Raw genomic sequence first — 15,305 nt, forward strand, 5'->3', positions numbered from 1 at the left:
ACAGAGAACCATGACCTCGCAGCAGTACACCGTCGCCGACGTGATGACCCGACGGGTCGTCGCCGTCCTCGCCGGCGCGGACTTCAAGGAGATCGTCACCGTCATGCGGCGCTGGAAGGTGACGGCGGTGCCGGTGGTCGAGGGAGAGGGCCGGGTGGTCGGTGTCGTCTCCGAGGCGGACCTGCTGCTCAAGGAGGAGTTCCACGACCACCGCCTGGGCCTGGTCGAGCAGATGCGGCACCTGGACGCCACCGCGAAGGCCGGCTCCCGCCGGGCCGGGGACCTGATGACCTCGCCACCGGTGACCGTCGCCCCCGACGCGTCCCTGCCCGCCGCCGCCCGCCTCATGACCGTCCACGGCGTCAAACGCCTCCCGGTCGTGGACCCCCACGGCACCATCCAGGGCATCGTGAGCCGGTCGGACCTGCTGAAGGTCTTCCTCCGCCCGGACGAGGACCTGGCGACCGAGATCCGCCACGACGTCGTCGAGCCCCTGTTCCCCCTCTCCGCCCACCGCATCGACGTCCACGTCGAAGCGGGCGTCGCGACCCTGTCCGGCCCGGTCCGCGACAGCGCCCTGATCCCCGTCGCGGCGCGCCTGGCCCGCGCGGTCGAGGGAGTGGTGGACGTACGGTGCGAGCTCACGGCACGGGCGGAGGAGCCGTACTGACCGCTCCGGCCTGAAACAAGTCAATCCGCATGGTCACTCACTCAACAGCGCCTCCCCGATGACACTGAACTACTCCCATGGTCACCGTAGTCGTCCCGCTCGTCCCACCGGACGACTGGATCACCGACCACCGCCGGCGTCGGCGCCAGGTGATGGACCACCGACTTCCGCTGCTGTCAGGCTAGGAAGACAAGTCGCCGCGAGCGGACGAGGGCACGGCTTCAGGGCCCATCGGCCCCCTCCGCCAGATCCTTGATCGCGTGGAGGCGGTGTTCCCACTGGGTGGCGAGAGAGTCCATCCAGAGGGTCGTCCGCCTCAGCGGTCGCAGGTCGGCTTCGTACCGGACCTCGCGCCCGGCCCGGTGGGCCCGCACCAGTCCGGCGCGGTCGAGGACGGCCAAGTGCTTGGCCACCGCCTGGCGGCTGACGGGAAGGACCGCCGCCAGGGATGTCGACGTCACACCGGTCTCGCGGGCAAGCACGCCCAGGATCTCCCGGCGAATCGGGTCGGCCAACGCCACCAGGACGTCCTCGGGCACCTGTTCACCCTCGCCGGTGCGATCACGACTCATGCCGCGGTCTGCTCACAGTCCGCACGCAGTTGGTCCAACTTGCCGGGCCAGTTCCGACCATTGGCGCGGTGCCGTTCGGCAACCTCGTCGGCGGACAGCCCGAGGTACGCGAAACCGCTTTCGACCATGGTGAGCCGGGTTCCTCCGGTGGAGTCGTCCTCGGCCAGGGTGAACTCGACCAGAGTGGCATTGGAGTCATCCGGCTCCTCCCCCGGGGCACCTTGGGACCACCGCCAGGACAGGACACGCAGCGGCTCGACCGTCTGAATGCGGGCGGGAATGACGCCATGGACGCCGTGATCGAAAACCAGAATGCCGCCCGGGCGCAGGTCGATCTTGACCGGTTCTCCACTACCGAACCAGCGGCCAAGGAAGGCGGGCTCGCTGAGCACAGCCCAGACACGTTCCCTGGAGGCGTTGATCAGGACGGCACGTTCGATCGCGTTGGGAATCACTGCAACCTCATCTCATCCGGATGCGCTACCCCAAGGTTGCACGCACAAGAGCCCATGTGCAACCAATTGGTTGCACATGGGCGTGGGCATGGGCTCAACTAGGCGGTTTCTTACGGATCACCGCGCAAGCTCCCGACTGGCCCTCGGTGGGCTCTTCACGTTGTCGTTCATCGTGGGGTTCGGGCTCCGCCGCAGGGCGGGGCACTCGGTTCGCTGCAGCGTCTACGGTGCGCTGGGTGGAGTGCTCGACAAGTCCATGGCCGGGCTCTGAGGTCGTTGCGGGCGGGGGAAGCCCGTCGTTGTATCGGGCGTGTTGACCGATGCCCAGTGGGGGAGAGTCAGTGCACGCGGACTCCGCACTTCGACGGAAGGAGCACGGCTCCCGGCCGCAGTTCGACCCGATGGCGGGTGGTCACCCGCAGGCATGCTGTAGGAGAGCCATCCACGGGCGGGTAGTCGAGGGGCACTTCGCTCAGTGCGGTGGCGGCACCCGCGAGATGCGCTTCCGCTGAACGCCAGCCGCCGGGGAGGCGGCCCGCCAAGATGCCGAATGCTGTTGTGCCGCCGCCGTCGGCGACACACTCGCGCATCTCGAAGCGCCAGTGCGTGGCCGCGTCGGCCAGCAACGACTCGCCCCGTTCGCCCAACCCGGCGAGAAAGTCACTGCGGGTCCGCAGGTGGTGGGCGATGGCACAGCGAAGGGGAACCGCTATGCCATCAGGAGACGTCACCCGCGCGTACCCGGCATGCGGAGCGTACGACAGGGCCCCCGGATGACCCTGCCACGCCATCTCCAGAAGCAGCGGAGTCGCAGCTACAGCCGCAGGGATCACGGCGGCGCAGCGACTGTGCACGATTCCACCGTCGGCAAGCCGCGAGCCGGCCTGCGCCGCCTGCGCCAGGTTCGTCGCCTCGGCCAGGGCTCTCAGGCCACGGGCGGGGTCACTGATTCGGCGGCTGCGGCGGCTTCTCGTAGCCGCGTGTTTCGACGAGGGCGTGGGTGAGTTGGGTGAAGGCGTGGGTGGCGGTGGTGCGGTAGGCGTTTTGTCGGTGCAGGAGGGTGACGGTGCGGGTGGGGAGAGGGGGGTCCAGGGGGACGGGGGTGAGGTGGGGGTGGTCGTGGGTGATGGCGTCGGGGAGGACGGTGGCCAGTGGGCTGCGGCGGACGATTTCAGTGAGGGCCTGGATGGAGTTGGCCTCCACAGCGATGCGGGGGGTTACGCGATGGGCGGCGAAGTAGGTGTCGATGTGCGTTCGAGTGGCGAAGTCGTTTGTCAGGAGGGCAAGTTGGAGGTTCGAGAGGGTTTTGGCCTGTAGTGGGTGATCGGGTGTCGGGGCTGGGGCCGCGGCGGTGACCAGGCCCAGGGTCTCGGTGAACAGAGGGGTGGCCGTGATGCCGGGCGCGTGTGGGCCGGCGAAGGCGATGCCCAGGTCGAGTTCGTCGGCCAGCAGGGCCGCTTCGATGCGGTCCTGGGTCGTCTCGGTCAGGGTCAGGGCGATGCCGGGGTGGCGGGCGTACAGCTCGGCGGCGAGCGGGCCGGCCAGGTACGCCGTGAAGGTGGGCGTGACGCCCAGGCGCAGGTGTCCGCTGGAGAGGTCCTGGACGTCGCGGACGGCGCGTTCGGCGGCGGCCAGGTCGCGCAGCGCGCGCCGGGCGTGCCCGGCGTAGGCCGCACCTGCGTCGGTCAGCCGCACCGTGCGCCCCGTGCGGTCGAGGAGCTGCACACCGAGGGTGCGCTCCAGCTGTCTGACCTGCTGCGACAGCGTGGGCTGCGAGATGTGCAGCTCCTCCGCCGCCCGGGTGAAGTTGCCGTGCTCGGCGACGGCGAGCAGATAGCGCAGGTGACGTAGTTCCGGAGTGGCTGCCATGTGGACGAGTGTAAATGCCGCCATAGATCACATCACTAGGTCTTATCGGTAGCAAGTCTTGGACTCTATAGCGGCAGGTCATGCAGGGTGGATCTCGCCGGCACCGAGTGGGCCGGCGAGCTACCGAAGGGAGTGACCCATGCAAGACCTCGCCGAGGGCGTCGCCCGTTTCCAGCGGGACGTCTTCCCGGCCAAGGCGGAGCTCTTCGCCCGCCTCGCCACCCACCACACGCCAGACACCCTGTTCATCAGCTGCTCCGACGCCCGCGTCGTCCCCGAACTGATCACCGGCACCGAGCCGGGCGACCTGTTCGTCATCCGCACCGCCGGGAACCTCGTGCCCGCCCACACCCCCGGCGCGGACGGCGTCGCGGCGAGCATCGAGTACGCCGTCGCCGCGCTGGGCGTGCGGGACATCGTCGTCTGCGGCCACTCCGCCTGCGGCGCGATGACCGCGCTCGCCCAGGGGCACGACCTGAGCGGCGCCCCGGCCGTCGCCGCCTGGCTGCGGCACGCCGACGCCTCCCAGGCCCGTACCGCCGCCGGTGACGTACCCGCCCTGGTACGCCAGAACGTCCTCGCGCAACTGGCGAACCTCGCCACCCACCCGTCGGTCGCCCGCGCGCTCGCCGAGCACCGGCTCACCCTGCGCGGCTGGGTCTACGACATCGGCACCGGGCGCGTGGAGGAGCTGACCGCCACCGGGACCACCGCCGCCTCGGCCGTACCCGTAGCCGTACCCGTAGCCGGGGACGCGGCCTGACGGCCCGTCCCCGCCCCCCCCGAAACCTGATTCTCCCGACCCCCTCCAGCGGCTTCACCAAGCAGAGAAAGAAGAAAAACACCACCATGCTGCACGCACAGTTCGACCCCACCGCCCGCCAGGCCCTCGCCATCGCCGCCGTCGACGCCAAGACCCGTAAGGACCTGTCCTGGCAGGAGATCGCCGACGTCGCCGGTCTGTCCGTCGCGTTCGTCACCGCCGCCGTCCTCGGCCAGCACGCGCTGCCGGAGCCCTCGGCGAAGGCCGTCGCCGAGCTCCTCGGCCTGGACGAGGACGCCGCGCTGCTGCTGCGGACCGTCCCGACGCGCGGCTCGATCCCCGGCGGCATCCCCACCGATCCGACGATCTACCGCTTCTACGAGATGCTCCAGGTCTACGGCACGACCCTCAAGGCCCTGGTCCACGAGCAGTTCGGGGACGGCATCATCTCCGCGATCAACTTCAAGCTGGACGTGAAGAAGGTCGCCGACCCCGAGGGCGGCGAGCGCGCCGTCATCACCCTGGACGGCAAGTACCTGCCGACCAAGCCCTTCTGATCCCGCCCCGCACGGGGTTCACAGGTCCTCGGCGGGGTGCGTGAAACGGCTGCCGGGCTCCCCCCGGAGCCGGCCCGCCGGGAGCCTGCGGCCGTACGCCAGCAGGAGGAGGTCCTGGGCGGTACCGGACAGGGGGGCGCCCGAGCCGTACGCCCAGTCGAGGTCCTCGGCGCACAGCCGCACCCCGTCGAGATCGACGCCGAAGAACCTCAGGCCGCTGGGCCGGATCTCGTCCAGCAGGATGCGCAGCCGGTCTTCGGGGACGCGCCGGTCGAGGCCGAGAGCGACGGTGACGTCCAGGCCGTGCACCACGTCGTGGCCGAGCGCCGCCGCGAACCCTCCGACCGGCGGGGTCCACGGGTGACGCGCGTTGTCCCGCAGGAAGCCGGCGAGCGCACCGGCGGAGTGCGCGGCCGCGTCCCTGCGGGCCACCCGGTCGGTCATACGGTGCAGATTCCCACGCGCCCTGACCAGCTCGGCGAGCGTCCGGGGCAGGGACAGCCGGAACCCCATCGACATATGGGCCACGACCTCGCGGACCCGCCACCCCGCGCACAGGCTCGGCTCGTCCCACTGCTCGGGCGACAGGGTGTCGAACAGGTCCGCCAGTTCGCGACGCTCCGCCGCGATGGCGTCCCTGACCTCGGTGTTCTTCCGCTTGCGGGCGTTCACGGTTTCCATGCGCTCCAGCGTGCGGCCCACCGGTCGATAGTTCCAATAGATACTTATGCTGCGATCTAGAATTGTTGGTTATGGAGCTTCGGCAGTTGCGCTACTTCGTGTCGGTCGTCGACGAGGGCGGCTTCACCCGCGCCGCGGCACGGCTGCACCTGGCGCAGCCCGGCCTCAGCGCCCAGATCCGCCAACTGGAGAAGGAGCTGGGGCAGCCCCTGCTCGACCGCTCCGGCCGTTCGGTGACACCGACCGAGGTGGGCCGGGCGGTCCTCCCGTACGCCCGCGCCGCTCTGGCCGCGGCGGACGCGGTGCGGGAGACGGTGGACGCGTACACGGGACTGCTGCGCGGCCGGGTCACGCTCGGCCTGGTCTCCGGCGCCACGGGGCACGCCTTCGACGTCGCCGCCTTCCTCGCGGACTTCCACCGGGACCACCCGGCGGTGGAGGTCGCGCTCACCGAGGACACCACAGAGCGGATGCGGGCCGCCCTCCTGGCCGGTGAGCTCGACATCGCCGTCCTCGGGACGGCGGAAGACGTGCCGCCGCCGGGAGCGGCCTTCCACATCGTGATCGACGTACCACTGGTGGCCGCTGTCGCTCCCGGAGACCCGCTTCTCGATGACGATCACGATGACGTGGAGGGCGGCATCGAGGATTCCCCTGGTTCCCTCGTCGGGGACATCCCCGGTATCCCCGACATCCCCCTTGACGCTCTCCGCGACCGCCCGCTGATCTGCCTCCCCCACGGCACCGGCGTACGCGAGGCGCTCGAACGTGGGTGTACGCGGGCGGGATTCCGACCTCGGGTCATGTTCGAGGCGGCGGCTCCTCACACCCTCAAGCAGCTCGCCGCCCGGGGCCTCGGCGTCGCCGTGCTGCCCTCGGGGGAGGACGAGGCCGGCCACGGCGGGGAGCTCCGCACGCTGCGCATCGTCCGCCCCGGCATGCGCGCCCGTATCGCCGTGGCCTGGCGGGCCGACGGGCCGGCGAGCCCCGCGGCCCGGGCCTTCCTCGACCGTCTGCGCAAGACCCTTCCCAAGGCGCCGGAGACCTCTTGACGACGCCGTTTCCCGTCAGTCGACGCCGTTTCCCGTCAGTCGTCGTCGTTTCCCGTCAGTCGTCCTCCGTGCCCATCAGTCGTCCTCCGTGCCCTGGCCGCTGCCCCTCCGCAGCCGCCCCGACCACACCGGCTCCACCTGTTCCCACTCGCGTTCCCACGCCGCGAGACCATGGGCCTCGACCGTCTTCCGTACGAGAAGCAGCGCGCCCGCCCCCACGGCGCCGACGGCCGCCGCTGTGGCCGTTCCGCCGGAGAGGGCGACGACCGCGCGGTCCGCCGAGCTGCCCGGGGGCCGGGCCTGGACGCCGTTGTCGTCCACCCAGATGGTGACGGTGCGCCCGCTCGGCGAACCGGCCGGGACGGGGACGCTGCCGGTCCTCCGGACGTGGCCGGGGTAGCCCCAGACCGCCGGTGCGACGGCCTGCGGGTGCGAGCCGTACCTCGTGGCCACGGGCAGTTCCTTGGCCAGGGCCGTCGTCGTCGCCGTCACCTGGTGGCGATGGGCCGCCAGGGCCCGGTCGGCCCTGGACCCGGACGTCCACAGCAGCCCGGCTGCGACGGCGCCGCAGATCAGGGCCATCAGCAGGACGACGACCAGGGCGGTGCGGCCGCCGGGGGACGGCTCGTGGTGGGACATGGCGCACCTCCGGGTGGGAACGACTCGCTCACCGGATGTCCGGGGGTCGGGTCTCGGCGCCTCGTGCGTCGGCGCGCCGCACCGGGATCGTGTGCACGGTCCCGCTTTCCGCGTCCGGCATCGGGACCCGCACCGTGAGGATGCCGTCCGCGTACGAGGCGTCGACGTCCCCTACGGGGATCGTGGCCGGCAGGCGCACGGTCCTGCGGAAGGCTCCGTACCGGAACTCCGAGTGCTCCTTGTCCTCCTCGCTCTCGGCGTGCTCGCCGCTGACGGTGATCAGGTTGTCGTCGACCGTGATGCCGATGTCGTCGGGGTCCAGGCCCGGCAGCTCGGCCCGCAGCATGTACACGCCGCCGGAGTTGGTGACCTCCACCGGGATGGAGTGGGCGGCCGTGGCGGGGCGCCAGCCGGGCAGCCCCGGGAACTCGCGGTCGAACCAGTCGTTGAAGTCGGGGAACCGGCGGTGCCTGCGTTCCGCCTTGTCTGCGGTCATCGTTCTGCTCCTGGTCTGGGGGCCTCTCGCCGTCACTGCCGCTGCCTCCGTCGCCGCCTCCCCCTCCGCCTCCATTCAGTCTCTGCCTTCGTCCCTGCCTTCGTCTCCGTCGCGGTCTCCGTGGCCCACTCTTCCGCTTTCGTCCCGCCCTACGAAGTGCCCCACGGGGCCGCCCGGGAGGGCCGAACGGACCGTCCCGATACGGGACCGACCGGCCCATGCGCAGGGGCGCCCGGTCACGCTCGTCACCGTCGCCGTCACCGGGTGAGGTCGCGGCGGCGCAGGAGCACCTGTGCGGCGAGGAGACCGGCCGCGCCCGCGCCCGCCAGGACGGCCGCGCGCGACCAGAGGACCGCGCCTTGGGCGAGGGCGTCGCCCGGCGTGTAGTAGTGGAACGGGCTGACGTACCGCAGCGGCGCGGCGGGCTCCCAGGCCAGGGCGATGAAGTTGACGGCGAAGCCGACCGCGCCGATCGCGACGACCGCGCCCAGGACCAGGGCCCGGCGCCCCACCGCGGCGGACACGGCGAGCGCGGGGCCCGTGACGCAGAGGGTGAAGGCGTATCCCATGATCCCGGCGGCGAACACACCTCTGAGGCCGACCTGCGCGTGGATCTTCGGGGAGAGCGCCACGCCCGCCGCGACGGTCAGGGTGGCCGCGGCGGTCACGGCGGCGGAGGCCAGGAGGAGGGCGGCGGCGCGCTCGGCGAGCAGCCGGGTGCGGGTGACCGGCCGGACCATGACGAGCTCGATCGTGCCCGATTCCACGTCGGCGGCGACGGCGGCCGCCGCGAGCGAGCCGATCACGGTCAGTTGGAGGGCGATCCAGAACGGATGGGTCAGCCCCGCGCCGAGCAGCCCCGGGTAGCTGGCGATCGAGACGTCCCCGCTGGAGCCGCTAAACGCCCGGTACGCCGAGGGCGGCGACCTGCCGCCCGAGAAGAGCTGCTCCGGCGGGATCGTGTTCGTCACGACGACGATGAGCGCCTCGAAGGCCACCATGCCGATCAGGACGGCGATGAGCATCCGCCGTCTGCGGTGGAGGGCCAGCCAGAGGAGGGGCAGGCGGGCGTTCATGGCGGGTTTCCGGGCGGGGGTTCGGGAGGGGATTCGGGCCGGAGTGAGGGCCGGGCTTCGGGGGACGCTTCGGGCGGGCGGTCACGATAGAGGTCGAGGAAGGCCTCGTCCAGGCCCGCCTCCTCCACCGTGATGTCGGCGACGGGGAGGGTGAGCAGTGCGCGCAGGGTGGCCGTGAGGTCGCTCGGCGGGACCAGCAGCTCGGCCCGGTCGCCCTGCCAGCGCGGATTCCAGCGGTCCGCGTCCCCGAGGCTGCGGGGGCGGCCGGGGCGTACGCCGGTGAGGGTGAGGCGGATCCGGCGGGCCCGGGCCTCGCGGAGCGCGGCGACGCGCTCGACGGTGACGAGCCGGCCCTCGCGGATGATGGCGACCCGTCCGCAGGCGCGCTGGACCTCCGGCAGCACGTGACTGGACAGCAGTACGGTGCGCCCGGCGCCGGTGGCCTCGGCCAGCAGCGCGTAGAAGGTCTCCTGGACGAGCGGGTCCAGGCCCTCCGTGGGCTCGTCGAGCACGACGAGGCGGGGATCGTGCTGGAGCGCCTGGACCAGGCCCAGCTTCTGCTTCATGCCCCGGGAGTAGCCGAGGACCGGGCGTCGCAGGTCCCTCTCCGAGAGGTCGAGCCGCTCGCACAGCTCCTGGCGGCGGGGTGAGGGTGCCCGCTGGAGAGCGGTGAGCAGGTCGAGCGTCTGGGCTCCGGTGAGTTCGGGGTAGAGGCGCAATTCGCCTGGCAGGTAGCCGAGTTGGGGTGCGAGCCGGGCGTGGTCCGTGATCGGGTCGAGGCCGAGTACGCGTGCGTGGCCGGACGTGGGGCCGAGCAGTCCGACCAGACACCGCAGCGTCGTCGTCTTCCCGGCGCCGTTGGGGCCGAGGAAGCCGAAGACCTCCCCCGCCTCCACCGCCAGGGACAGGGACTCCACGCCGACGACCGGCCCGTATCGCTTCGACAGCCGGCTGAGCTCGATGACGTGCGTCTCACCCATACGTTCAGTGTGTGCCCGGGGCGGTCGGACGGCGGCTCCGGGCGGTACCCGTGGCGGCCGGGGGTTCCTCCCCGCGCGTCATGAAGCCCGACGGGACGATCTCCACCGGGCAGTACGCGTGGTGGATCAGCGTGTGCGCGACGCGTCCGAGGGACGGTCCGAGGCCGAGTGGGCGGCGGCCCCGGCCCATCACGATCAGGTCGGTGCGGGCGCTCGCCTCGACGAGGATCCCGGCGGAGCTCGTACCCGTCTCCAGGTGGTGGGTGACGACCAGTTCGGGGTGGAGCCGCCGCATGCGTTCGGCGAGCGTCTGCGTCTCGCGTACGCGCTGCCGGGCGATGCCGTCCAGATCGTCGAGCATGGTGGCGACGCTGCCGACCTGGGACAGCACGTTCCAGACGCTCACGACGCGGAGCGTCGCCTTGCGGGCCTCCGCCTCGGCGGCGGCGAGCGGCAGCCAGTCCAGGTCGGCGACGCCGCGCACGGCTGCGGTCACCGAACCCGCGCCGGGGCGCGTCCGCTCCCCGCGGACGACGATCACGGGGACGTCGGCGCGGGCCGCCACGCCCAGTCCCACGGATCCGAGCATGAGGGTGGCGAAGCCGCCGAGGCCCCGGTTGCCGACCACGATCGTCCCCTTGGCGCCGGCGGCCGCCCGGAGGCCGGAGACCGGTTCCTGACGGCCGAGTTCCCTGGTGACGGCGAGGTCCGGGAAGTCCTCCCCGACCAGGCGCGCGGTACGGGCCAGCAGGTCGCGGCCTGCTTCCCGTACCTCCTGGATCGTCTCCGCGTCGGCGAACAGGGCGCGCCGGTCGGTGTCCGCGGCGTGCACGAGGTGCAGGCGACGGCCCCGGCGGTCCGCCTCGGCCGCGGCCCACAGGACGGCGGTGCGCGCGGAGGGGGAGCCGTCGACTCCGACGACGACGTTGCCGAGTTCCGCTCGGCCGGGGAGCCCGGCGTTCATGGTTCCTCCCGCGAGTGGGATACCTCCTCCCACGCTGGCACCGGGGCCGGGCGGCGCGGGAGGGGCCGTTCGGTACCGATCGAGACCTGTACGGCCCTCCTGGGGCGAGTCGGCGGGCATGAGCATGGAGGCAGGGCCGAGGAGTGGAGGCGGGGCCGAGGAGTGGAGGCGGGTCATGACAGCGCAGGTCACGGTCGGTCTCGACGGCTCCGCCGAGAGTCTCGCCGCCGTGCGCTGGGCGGCGCGGGAGGCCGTGCTGCGCGAGGTGCCGCTCCGGATGGTGCAGGTGGAGGAGTGGCCGGAGGCGGTGGAACTCACCGGCGCCGCCACCCTGGCCGCCGAGAGCCGGTCCACGAGGCTGCTCCAGGACGCGGCCGACCGGGTACGGGAGGACCACTGCGGCCTTGAGGTGTTCACCGAGCGGGCGCGCGGCCGGGCGTCCGAGGTGCTGACGGCTGCGGTGAAGGCGGCCGATCTGACGGTGCTCGGCTCGCGCGGGCTCGGCGCCGCCGTCGGCTTCCTCGTGGGTTCGGTGTCGCTCGCCGTGGTCGGCGCCGCCGGGCGGCCGGTCGTCCTGGTGCGCGCGGAGGACGGGTGGGGCGCGCGCGCCGACGGCGGAATCGTGGTGGGCGTGGACATCTACCACCCGTGCGAGGCCCTGCTGGCCTTCGGATGCGCGGAAGGCGCCCGTACGGGCCTGCCCGTCCGCTTCGTGCACAGCTGGACGCTGCCCGCCTCGTACGCGTACGCCACCCTCGTAAACCCCGGCCTCGGCGAGGAACTGGGCGGCCGGCTCCTCGGCGGCCTGGACGATCTGCTGGTGCCGTGGCGGCGGCGGTACCCGGGGGTGGCGATGACGGCCACGGCGGTGGAGGGCTCGGCCGCGTACCACTTGGTGGCGGCGTCGCGGCGGGCGCGGCTGGTGGTCGTGGGCCGCCGGAGCCGGCGGGTCCCCCTCGGCCCCCACCTGGGCCATGTCGCCCACGCGGTGATCCACCACAGTCCGGCGCCGGTGGCGGTGGTGCCGGTGGTCTGAGGGCGTATGGGGGGGTGGGCGTGTGCGTCCGTCCGCGCCCCGTCCGCGCCCGTCCCCCGCCTGTCCGCGCCCGTCCCCCGCCCGTCCCCCGCCAGTCCGCGCCCCGTCCGCGCGTATCCCCCACCAGTCCCCGCCAGTCCCCGCCCGTTCACGCCCGTCCGCGCGTATCCCCCGCCCGTCCCCGCCCGTCCCCCGCCAGTCCGCGCCCCGTCCGCGCGTCACACCTCCCCCTCCCGTGGCACCGGAGGCCGCTGGGGTACGACGGCGACCGGGCAGGAGGCATGGTGGAGTGCGCGGTGGGCGACCCGGCCGAGTTCGAGGCCGACGAGGCCGTCGCGTCGGCGCGCGCCGACGACGAGCAGGTCGGCGGCGGCCGAGCGCTCGGTCAGCGCCCTGTGGGCGGGGCCCTCGACCGTGCTCCGGAGGAGCCGTACGCCGGGATACGCGCGTGCCACGGCGTCCAGCGCCTCGTCGAGCCGCTCGGACGCCTGCCCCTCGCCGTGCCCGCCGGTCCCGCCGGTCACGCCGGTCACGCCGGTCACGCCGGTCGGGAAGGGGGCGTGGGCCGGGCGTCGCCAGGCGCGTACGGCGTCGAGCTCCGCGCCCCGAGCCGCCGCCTCGCGGAAGGCGAACCGGACGGCGGGCGAGTCCACGTCGTGCTCGCCGACCCCCAGCAGGACGCGCCCGTGGCGTGCCGCCAGGGCCTGCTCGTCGCCTCGGACGACGACGACCGGACAGGAGGACCGGGCGGCCACGCCGAGGCTCACGGAGCCGAGCAGGAGGTCGGCGAACTCGCCGCGCCCCCGGGAGGCGACGACCAGGAGCGTGGCGTCGCGCCCTTCCCTGAGGAGGGCGCCGGAGGGGTCCTCGGGGAGGACGTGCGTGGTGAGGGCGAGGCCGGGGGCGCGGAGGCGGGCCCGGTCGGCGGCCTCGCGGACGACGTTCTCGCCGAGGTGGCGGCCCGACGGCAGATCCGCGTCCGGGTCCGGGACGTCGCCTTCGTACCGCTCCCAGAGCGAGGCGTGCACGATCCGCAGCGGGAGTCCGTGGCGTACGGCTTCGTCGACCGCCCAGTCCACGGCGGTGAGGCTCGCCCGGGACCCGTCCACTCCCACCACCAGGGGTGATTCCATCGTGCGCACCTTCCGGGACGTGGGGGGGCCGACCGTGCCCGTACCGCCGCGCTCGCGGCGCGCAGCGGCTCGCACCGGCGGGAGGAGGGGCCCATCCGCTTCTCGCGGATCCTGATTGCGCGGTGCGCGGTACGGGACCGCTTCCCCGCGTCTCTGGGTGGGTCCCCTCCTCACCTTCAGGAGAACACCGGTGGGCGGCGCGCGCCAGGGCTGTCCGGCCGGGAGACCGTCGGCGCCGTGCTCGGCGCCGTGCTCGGCGCCACGTTGCGCCTCGATCCGGCGGCGCTGACGGTGGAGGTACGGGACGGGCGGGTGGCCCTGGGCGGCGGGAACGGGAATCGGAACCGCGGTCGCGAACGGCATCGGAAGCTCGAACGGCAGCGGCGCCGGACGCCGAAGGAAGTGAACGGTCATGACCCAAGACATCGTCGTCGGTCTGGACGGCACGGAGCAGGCGGTCGCCGCCGCCGAGTGGGCGGCCGAGGAGGCGCTGCTGCGGGGTACCGGGCTGCAGTTGGTGCACGTACTGGAGCCGTCGCCGGACGTGCTCGTGCCGATGGTGTCGCGGGAGCCGGTGGAGTCGTGGGCCCTGGACCTGCTCGCGCGGACGGCCGCCGGGCTGCGGGAACACCGTCCGGGGCTCGCCGTGACCACCCGGGTCCTGCCCTCGGGCCCCGTGCCGAGCCTGGTGGCCGCGGCGGACCGGAGTGCACTGCTGGTCCTCGGCTCGCGGGCGCTGGGCGGCGTGACCGGGTATCTCGTGGGCTCGGTCGGGATGACGGTCGCCGGCCGGGTGGAACAGCCCATCGTGCTGGTACGGGCCGGGAGCGCGGCGCGGCGGGGACCGGTGGTGGCCGGGGTCGACGTACGGCAGCCGGCGGACGGGATCCTGCGGTTCGCGTGCGAGGAGGCCGCCTGGCGGCGCGGGTCTCTGGAGGTCGTGTACGTACAGGAGTTGCCCTTGTACGCGAGCCTCGGCCCGGCCATGGTGCCGGACGTACGGCCCGCTGTGACCCCGGAGATCCGGCACTCGTTGGAGGAGCTTCTGGAGTCGTGGCGCGCGAAGTACCCGGACGTGGCGGTGAACGGGCGGGTGCTGATCGGTTCGGCCGGTGAGGAACTCGTACGGATCGCGGGGGACGCGGCGCTCGTCGCGGTGGGCCGGCGCACCCGGAAGTCGGTACTCGGCGGCAGCATCGGGAGCGTGGCCCACGCGGTGATGCACCACAGCCCGGCACCGGTGGCCGTCGTGCCCCACGACTGAGGGGGCGAAGGCGGGAGGCTTCCGGCGCCAACACACGTCCCCCAACCGGGACATGGGGAAAACAGCCCCTGCTACGGTGGCCGGATGGCAACGATCAAGAAGTTCCAGGTCACGTTCGACTGCGCGGACCCCGAGCGTCTCGCCCGCTTCTGGTGCGAGGTGCTGGGGTATGTCGTCCAGCCGCCGCCGAAGGGTTTCGACTCGTGGGACGCCTACCATCGCTCGCCGGAGTCCGAGAAGACGATGGGCTGGTTCGCCTGCTCCGACCCGTCGGGCGTGGGCCCGCGCCTGCTGTTCCAGCGCGTCCCCGAAGGCAAGGTCGTGAAGAACAGGGTGCACCTCTGCACACGGGTCGGCACCGGCCTCGTGGGCGAGGAGCGCCTGGCCACGCTGCAGGCCGAGAGCGCGCGGCTGGTGGCGCTCGGCGCGGTGCAGGAACGCGTCCTGCTGGCCGACGAGGAGAACGAATCCTGCATCGTGATGCAGGACATCGAGGGCAACGAGTTCTGCCTCGACTGAGCGGGCGCGTGGAGTAGGCGAAACGAGAGGGTGAGGCGAGGCGAGGCGAACAGCACCGAGCCTCACCCACTCCCTCCGACAGCCCCTCGGCACACAGAAACTCCATGGCCACAGCCCTCACGAGGCCGATACAGTCCGCTCTCCGAACCCCGTCCGTCACGGGGCCCATCCCCTCAGAGAGCGGCACGCAGATGACCGACCACCCGGCGACGACGACCCTGTGGCGCCCCACCGGCCCCAAGGAGCTGGATCTGGTCCGCGACCTGAACTGGCGCGCCTGGCCGCCCCGCCTCCCCGAGCAGCCGATCTTCTACCCGGTCCTGAACGAGGACTACGCGATCAGGATCGCCCGCGACTGGAACGTGAAGCACGACGGCGCCGGCTACGTCACCCGCTTCGACGTCGAGTCGGCTTTCCTGAGCCGCTATCCCGTCCAGCGGGCCGGCGGCCGGACGATCCTCGAACTGTGGGTTCCGGCGGAGGAGTTGGACGCCTTCAACGCGCACATCGTGGGCCCGATCCAGGTGGTCCACTCGTTCCAATGAGAGAGGTCGGGGCGCGGACCGGCTCCAGAACGGG

18 protein-coding genes are annotated in these 15,305 nt (G+C 72.6%); 8 read left to right on the top strand and 10 right to left on the bottom strand.

Going from position 1 to position 15,305, the window contains the following annotated elements:
* The first annotated feature begins 10 nt into the window (after nucleotides 1–10).
* Nucleotides 11–670, top strand: a complete 660-nt coding sequence (locus ABTZ54_RS17490) for a CBS domain-containing protein (RefSeq protein WP_351663805.1) — start codon at nucleotides 11–13, stop codon at nucleotides 668–670.
* 221 nt (nucleotides 671–891) lie between these two features.
* Here ABTZ54_RS17490 and ABTZ54_RS17495 read toward each other — a convergent pair whose 3' ends face one another.
* From ABTZ54_RS17495 to cynR, 3 genes are all read right to left on the bottom strand, one after another.
* The gene (locus ABTZ54_RS17495) at nucleotides 892–1,242 is read right to left on the bottom strand and encodes an ArsR/SmtB family transcription factor (protein ID WP_351663807.1); all 351 of its coding nucleotides are present in this window, start codon (nucleotides 1,240–1,242) and stop codon (nucleotides 892–894) included.
* On the bottom strand, nucleotides 1,239–1,697 hold the full coding sequence (locus ABTZ54_RS17500; RefSeq protein ID WP_351663809.1) for an SRPBCC domain-containing protein: 459 nt from the start codon (nucleotides 1,695–1,697) through the stop codon (nucleotides 1,239–1,241). The genes ABTZ54_RS17495 and ABTZ54_RS17500 overlap by 4 nt, the downstream gene beginning before the upstream one ends.
* Before the next feature lie 942 nt (nucleotides 1,698–2,639).
* The gene (cynR, locus tag ABTZ54_RS17505; RefSeq protein ID WP_351663811.1) at nucleotides 2,640–3,566 is read right to left on the bottom strand and encodes a transcriptional regulator CynR; all 927 of its coding nucleotides are present in this window, start codon (nucleotides 3,564–3,566) and stop codon (nucleotides 2,640–2,642) included.
* 139 nt (nucleotides 3,567–3,705) lie between these two features.
* On the opposite strand from cynR, the gene ABTZ54_RS17510 reads away from it, so the two are divergent.
* Nucleotides 3,706–4,329 carry a carbonic anhydrase gene (locus ABTZ54_RS17510; RefSeq protein ID WP_351663813.1) on the top strand — a complete coding sequence of 208 codons (624 nt, stop codon included), beginning with the start codon at nucleotides 3,706–3,708 and terminating at the stop codon, nucleotides 4,327–4,329.
* Between the two features lie 86 nt (nucleotides 4,330–4,415).
* Nucleotides 4,416–4,886: a cyanase gene (gene cynS, locus ABTZ54_RS17515; protein ID WP_351663815.1), complete on the top strand. Its 471-nt coding sequence runs from the start codon at nucleotides 4,416–4,418 to the stop codon at nucleotides 4,884–4,886.
* Nucleotides 4,887–4,904: 18 nt separating this feature from the next.
* On the opposite strand, the gene ABTZ54_RS17520 is transcribed toward cynS, so the two are convergent.
* Entirely contained in the window at nucleotides 4,905–5,567 is a 663-nt protein-coding gene (locus ABTZ54_RS17520; protein ID WP_351663817.1) for a maleylpyruvate isomerase family mycothiol-dependent enzyme, read from the bottom strand.
* Between the two features lie 71 nt (nucleotides 5,568–5,638).
* Between ABTZ54_RS17520 and ABTZ54_RS17525 the strand changes: the two genes are divergently transcribed.
* Nucleotides 5,639–6,619, top strand: coding sequence for a LysR family transcriptional regulator (locus tag ABTZ54_RS17525; protein ID WP_351663818.1), 981 nt, complete (start codon nucleotides 5,639–5,641; stop codon nucleotides 6,617–6,619).
* A 75-nt stretch (nucleotides 6,620–6,694) separates the two neighbouring features.
* Here the strand turns inward: ABTZ54_RS17525 and ABTZ54_RS17530 are convergent, their stop codons facing one another.
* The 5 genes from ABTZ54_RS17530 to ABTZ54_RS17550 all read right to left on the bottom strand — a co-directional run bounded on the left by ABTZ54_RS17530 (nucleotide 6,695) and on the right by ABTZ54_RS17550 (nucleotide 10,774).
* Nucleotides 6,695–7,258 (bottom strand): Rv1733c family protein, encoded by a 564-nt coding sequence (locus ABTZ54_RS17530; RefSeq protein WP_351663820.1) that lies wholly within the window; start codon nucleotides 7,256–7,258, stop codon nucleotides 6,695–6,697.
* Between the two features lie 28 nt (nucleotides 7,259–7,286).
* Nucleotides 7,287–7,754, bottom strand: coding sequence for an Hsp20/alpha crystallin family protein (locus tag ABTZ54_RS17535; protein ID WP_351663822.1), 468 nt, complete (start codon nucleotides 7,752–7,754; stop codon nucleotides 7,287–7,289).
* Between the two features lie 257 nt (nucleotides 7,755–8,011).
* Nucleotides 8,012–8,830, bottom strand: a complete 819-nt coding sequence (locus ABTZ54_RS17540) for an ABC transporter permease subunit (RefSeq protein ID WP_351663824.1) — start codon at nucleotides 8,828–8,830, stop codon at nucleotides 8,012–8,014.
* Entirely contained in the window at nucleotides 8,827–9,810 is a 984-nt protein-coding gene (locus ABTZ54_RS17545; RefSeq protein WP_351663826.1) for an ABC transporter ATP-binding protein, read from the bottom strand. Before ABTZ54_RS17545 ends, ABTZ54_RS17540 begins: the two co-directional genes overlap by 4 nt.
* A 4-nt stretch (nucleotides 9,811–9,814) precedes the next feature.
* Nucleotides 9,815–10,774 (bottom strand): universal stress protein, encoded by a 960-nt coding sequence (locus ABTZ54_RS17550; RefSeq protein WP_351663828.1) that lies wholly within the window; start codon nucleotides 10,772–10,774, stop codon nucleotides 9,815–9,817.
* Between the two features lie 175 nt (nucleotides 10,775–10,949).
* On the opposite strand from ABTZ54_RS17550, the gene ABTZ54_RS17555 reads away from it, so the two are divergent.
* Nucleotides 10,950–11,810: a universal stress protein gene (locus ABTZ54_RS17555; protein ID WP_351663830.1), complete on the top strand. Its 861-nt coding sequence runs from the start codon at nucleotides 10,950–10,952 to the stop codon at nucleotides 11,808–11,810.
* Between the two features lie 218 nt (nucleotides 11,811–12,028).
* On the opposite strand, the gene ABTZ54_RS17560 is transcribed toward ABTZ54_RS17555, so the two are convergent.
* The gene (locus tag ABTZ54_RS17560) at nucleotides 12,029–12,943 is read right to left on the bottom strand and encodes a universal stress protein (RefSeq protein WP_351663832.1); all 915 of its coding nucleotides are present in this window, start codon (nucleotides 12,941–12,943) and stop codon (nucleotides 12,029–12,031) included.
* 412 nt (nucleotides 12,944–13,355) lie between these two features.
* Here ABTZ54_RS17560 and ABTZ54_RS17565 point away from each other — a divergent pair, with 412 nt between their 5' ends.
* From ABTZ54_RS17565 to ABTZ54_RS17575, 3 genes are all read left to right on the top strand, one after another.
* Nucleotides 13,356–14,207: a universal stress protein gene (locus ABTZ54_RS17565; protein WP_351663834.1), complete on the top strand. Its 852-nt coding sequence runs from the start codon at nucleotides 13,356–13,358 to the stop codon at nucleotides 14,205–14,207.
* Between the two features lie 84 nt (nucleotides 14,208–14,291).
* Nucleotides 14,292–14,726 (top strand): VOC family protein, encoded by a 435-nt coding sequence (locus ABTZ54_RS17570; RefSeq protein WP_351663836.1) that lies wholly within the window; start codon nucleotides 14,292–14,294, stop codon nucleotides 14,724–14,726.
* A gap of 191 nt (nucleotides 14,727–14,917) precedes the next feature.
* Nucleotides 14,918–15,271 carry a hypothetical protein gene (locus tag ABTZ54_RS17575; RefSeq protein WP_351663838.1) on the top strand — a complete coding sequence of 118 codons (354 nt, stop codon included), beginning with the start codon at nucleotides 14,918–14,920 and terminating at the stop codon, nucleotides 15,269–15,271.
* The last annotated feature ends 34 nt before the right edge of the window (nucleotides 15,272–15,305 follow it).

The organism is Streptomyces sp. NPDC094032 (assembly GCF_040303965.1).
GTDB lineage: Bacteria > Actinomycetota > Actinomycetes > Streptomycetales > Streptomycetaceae > Streptomyces.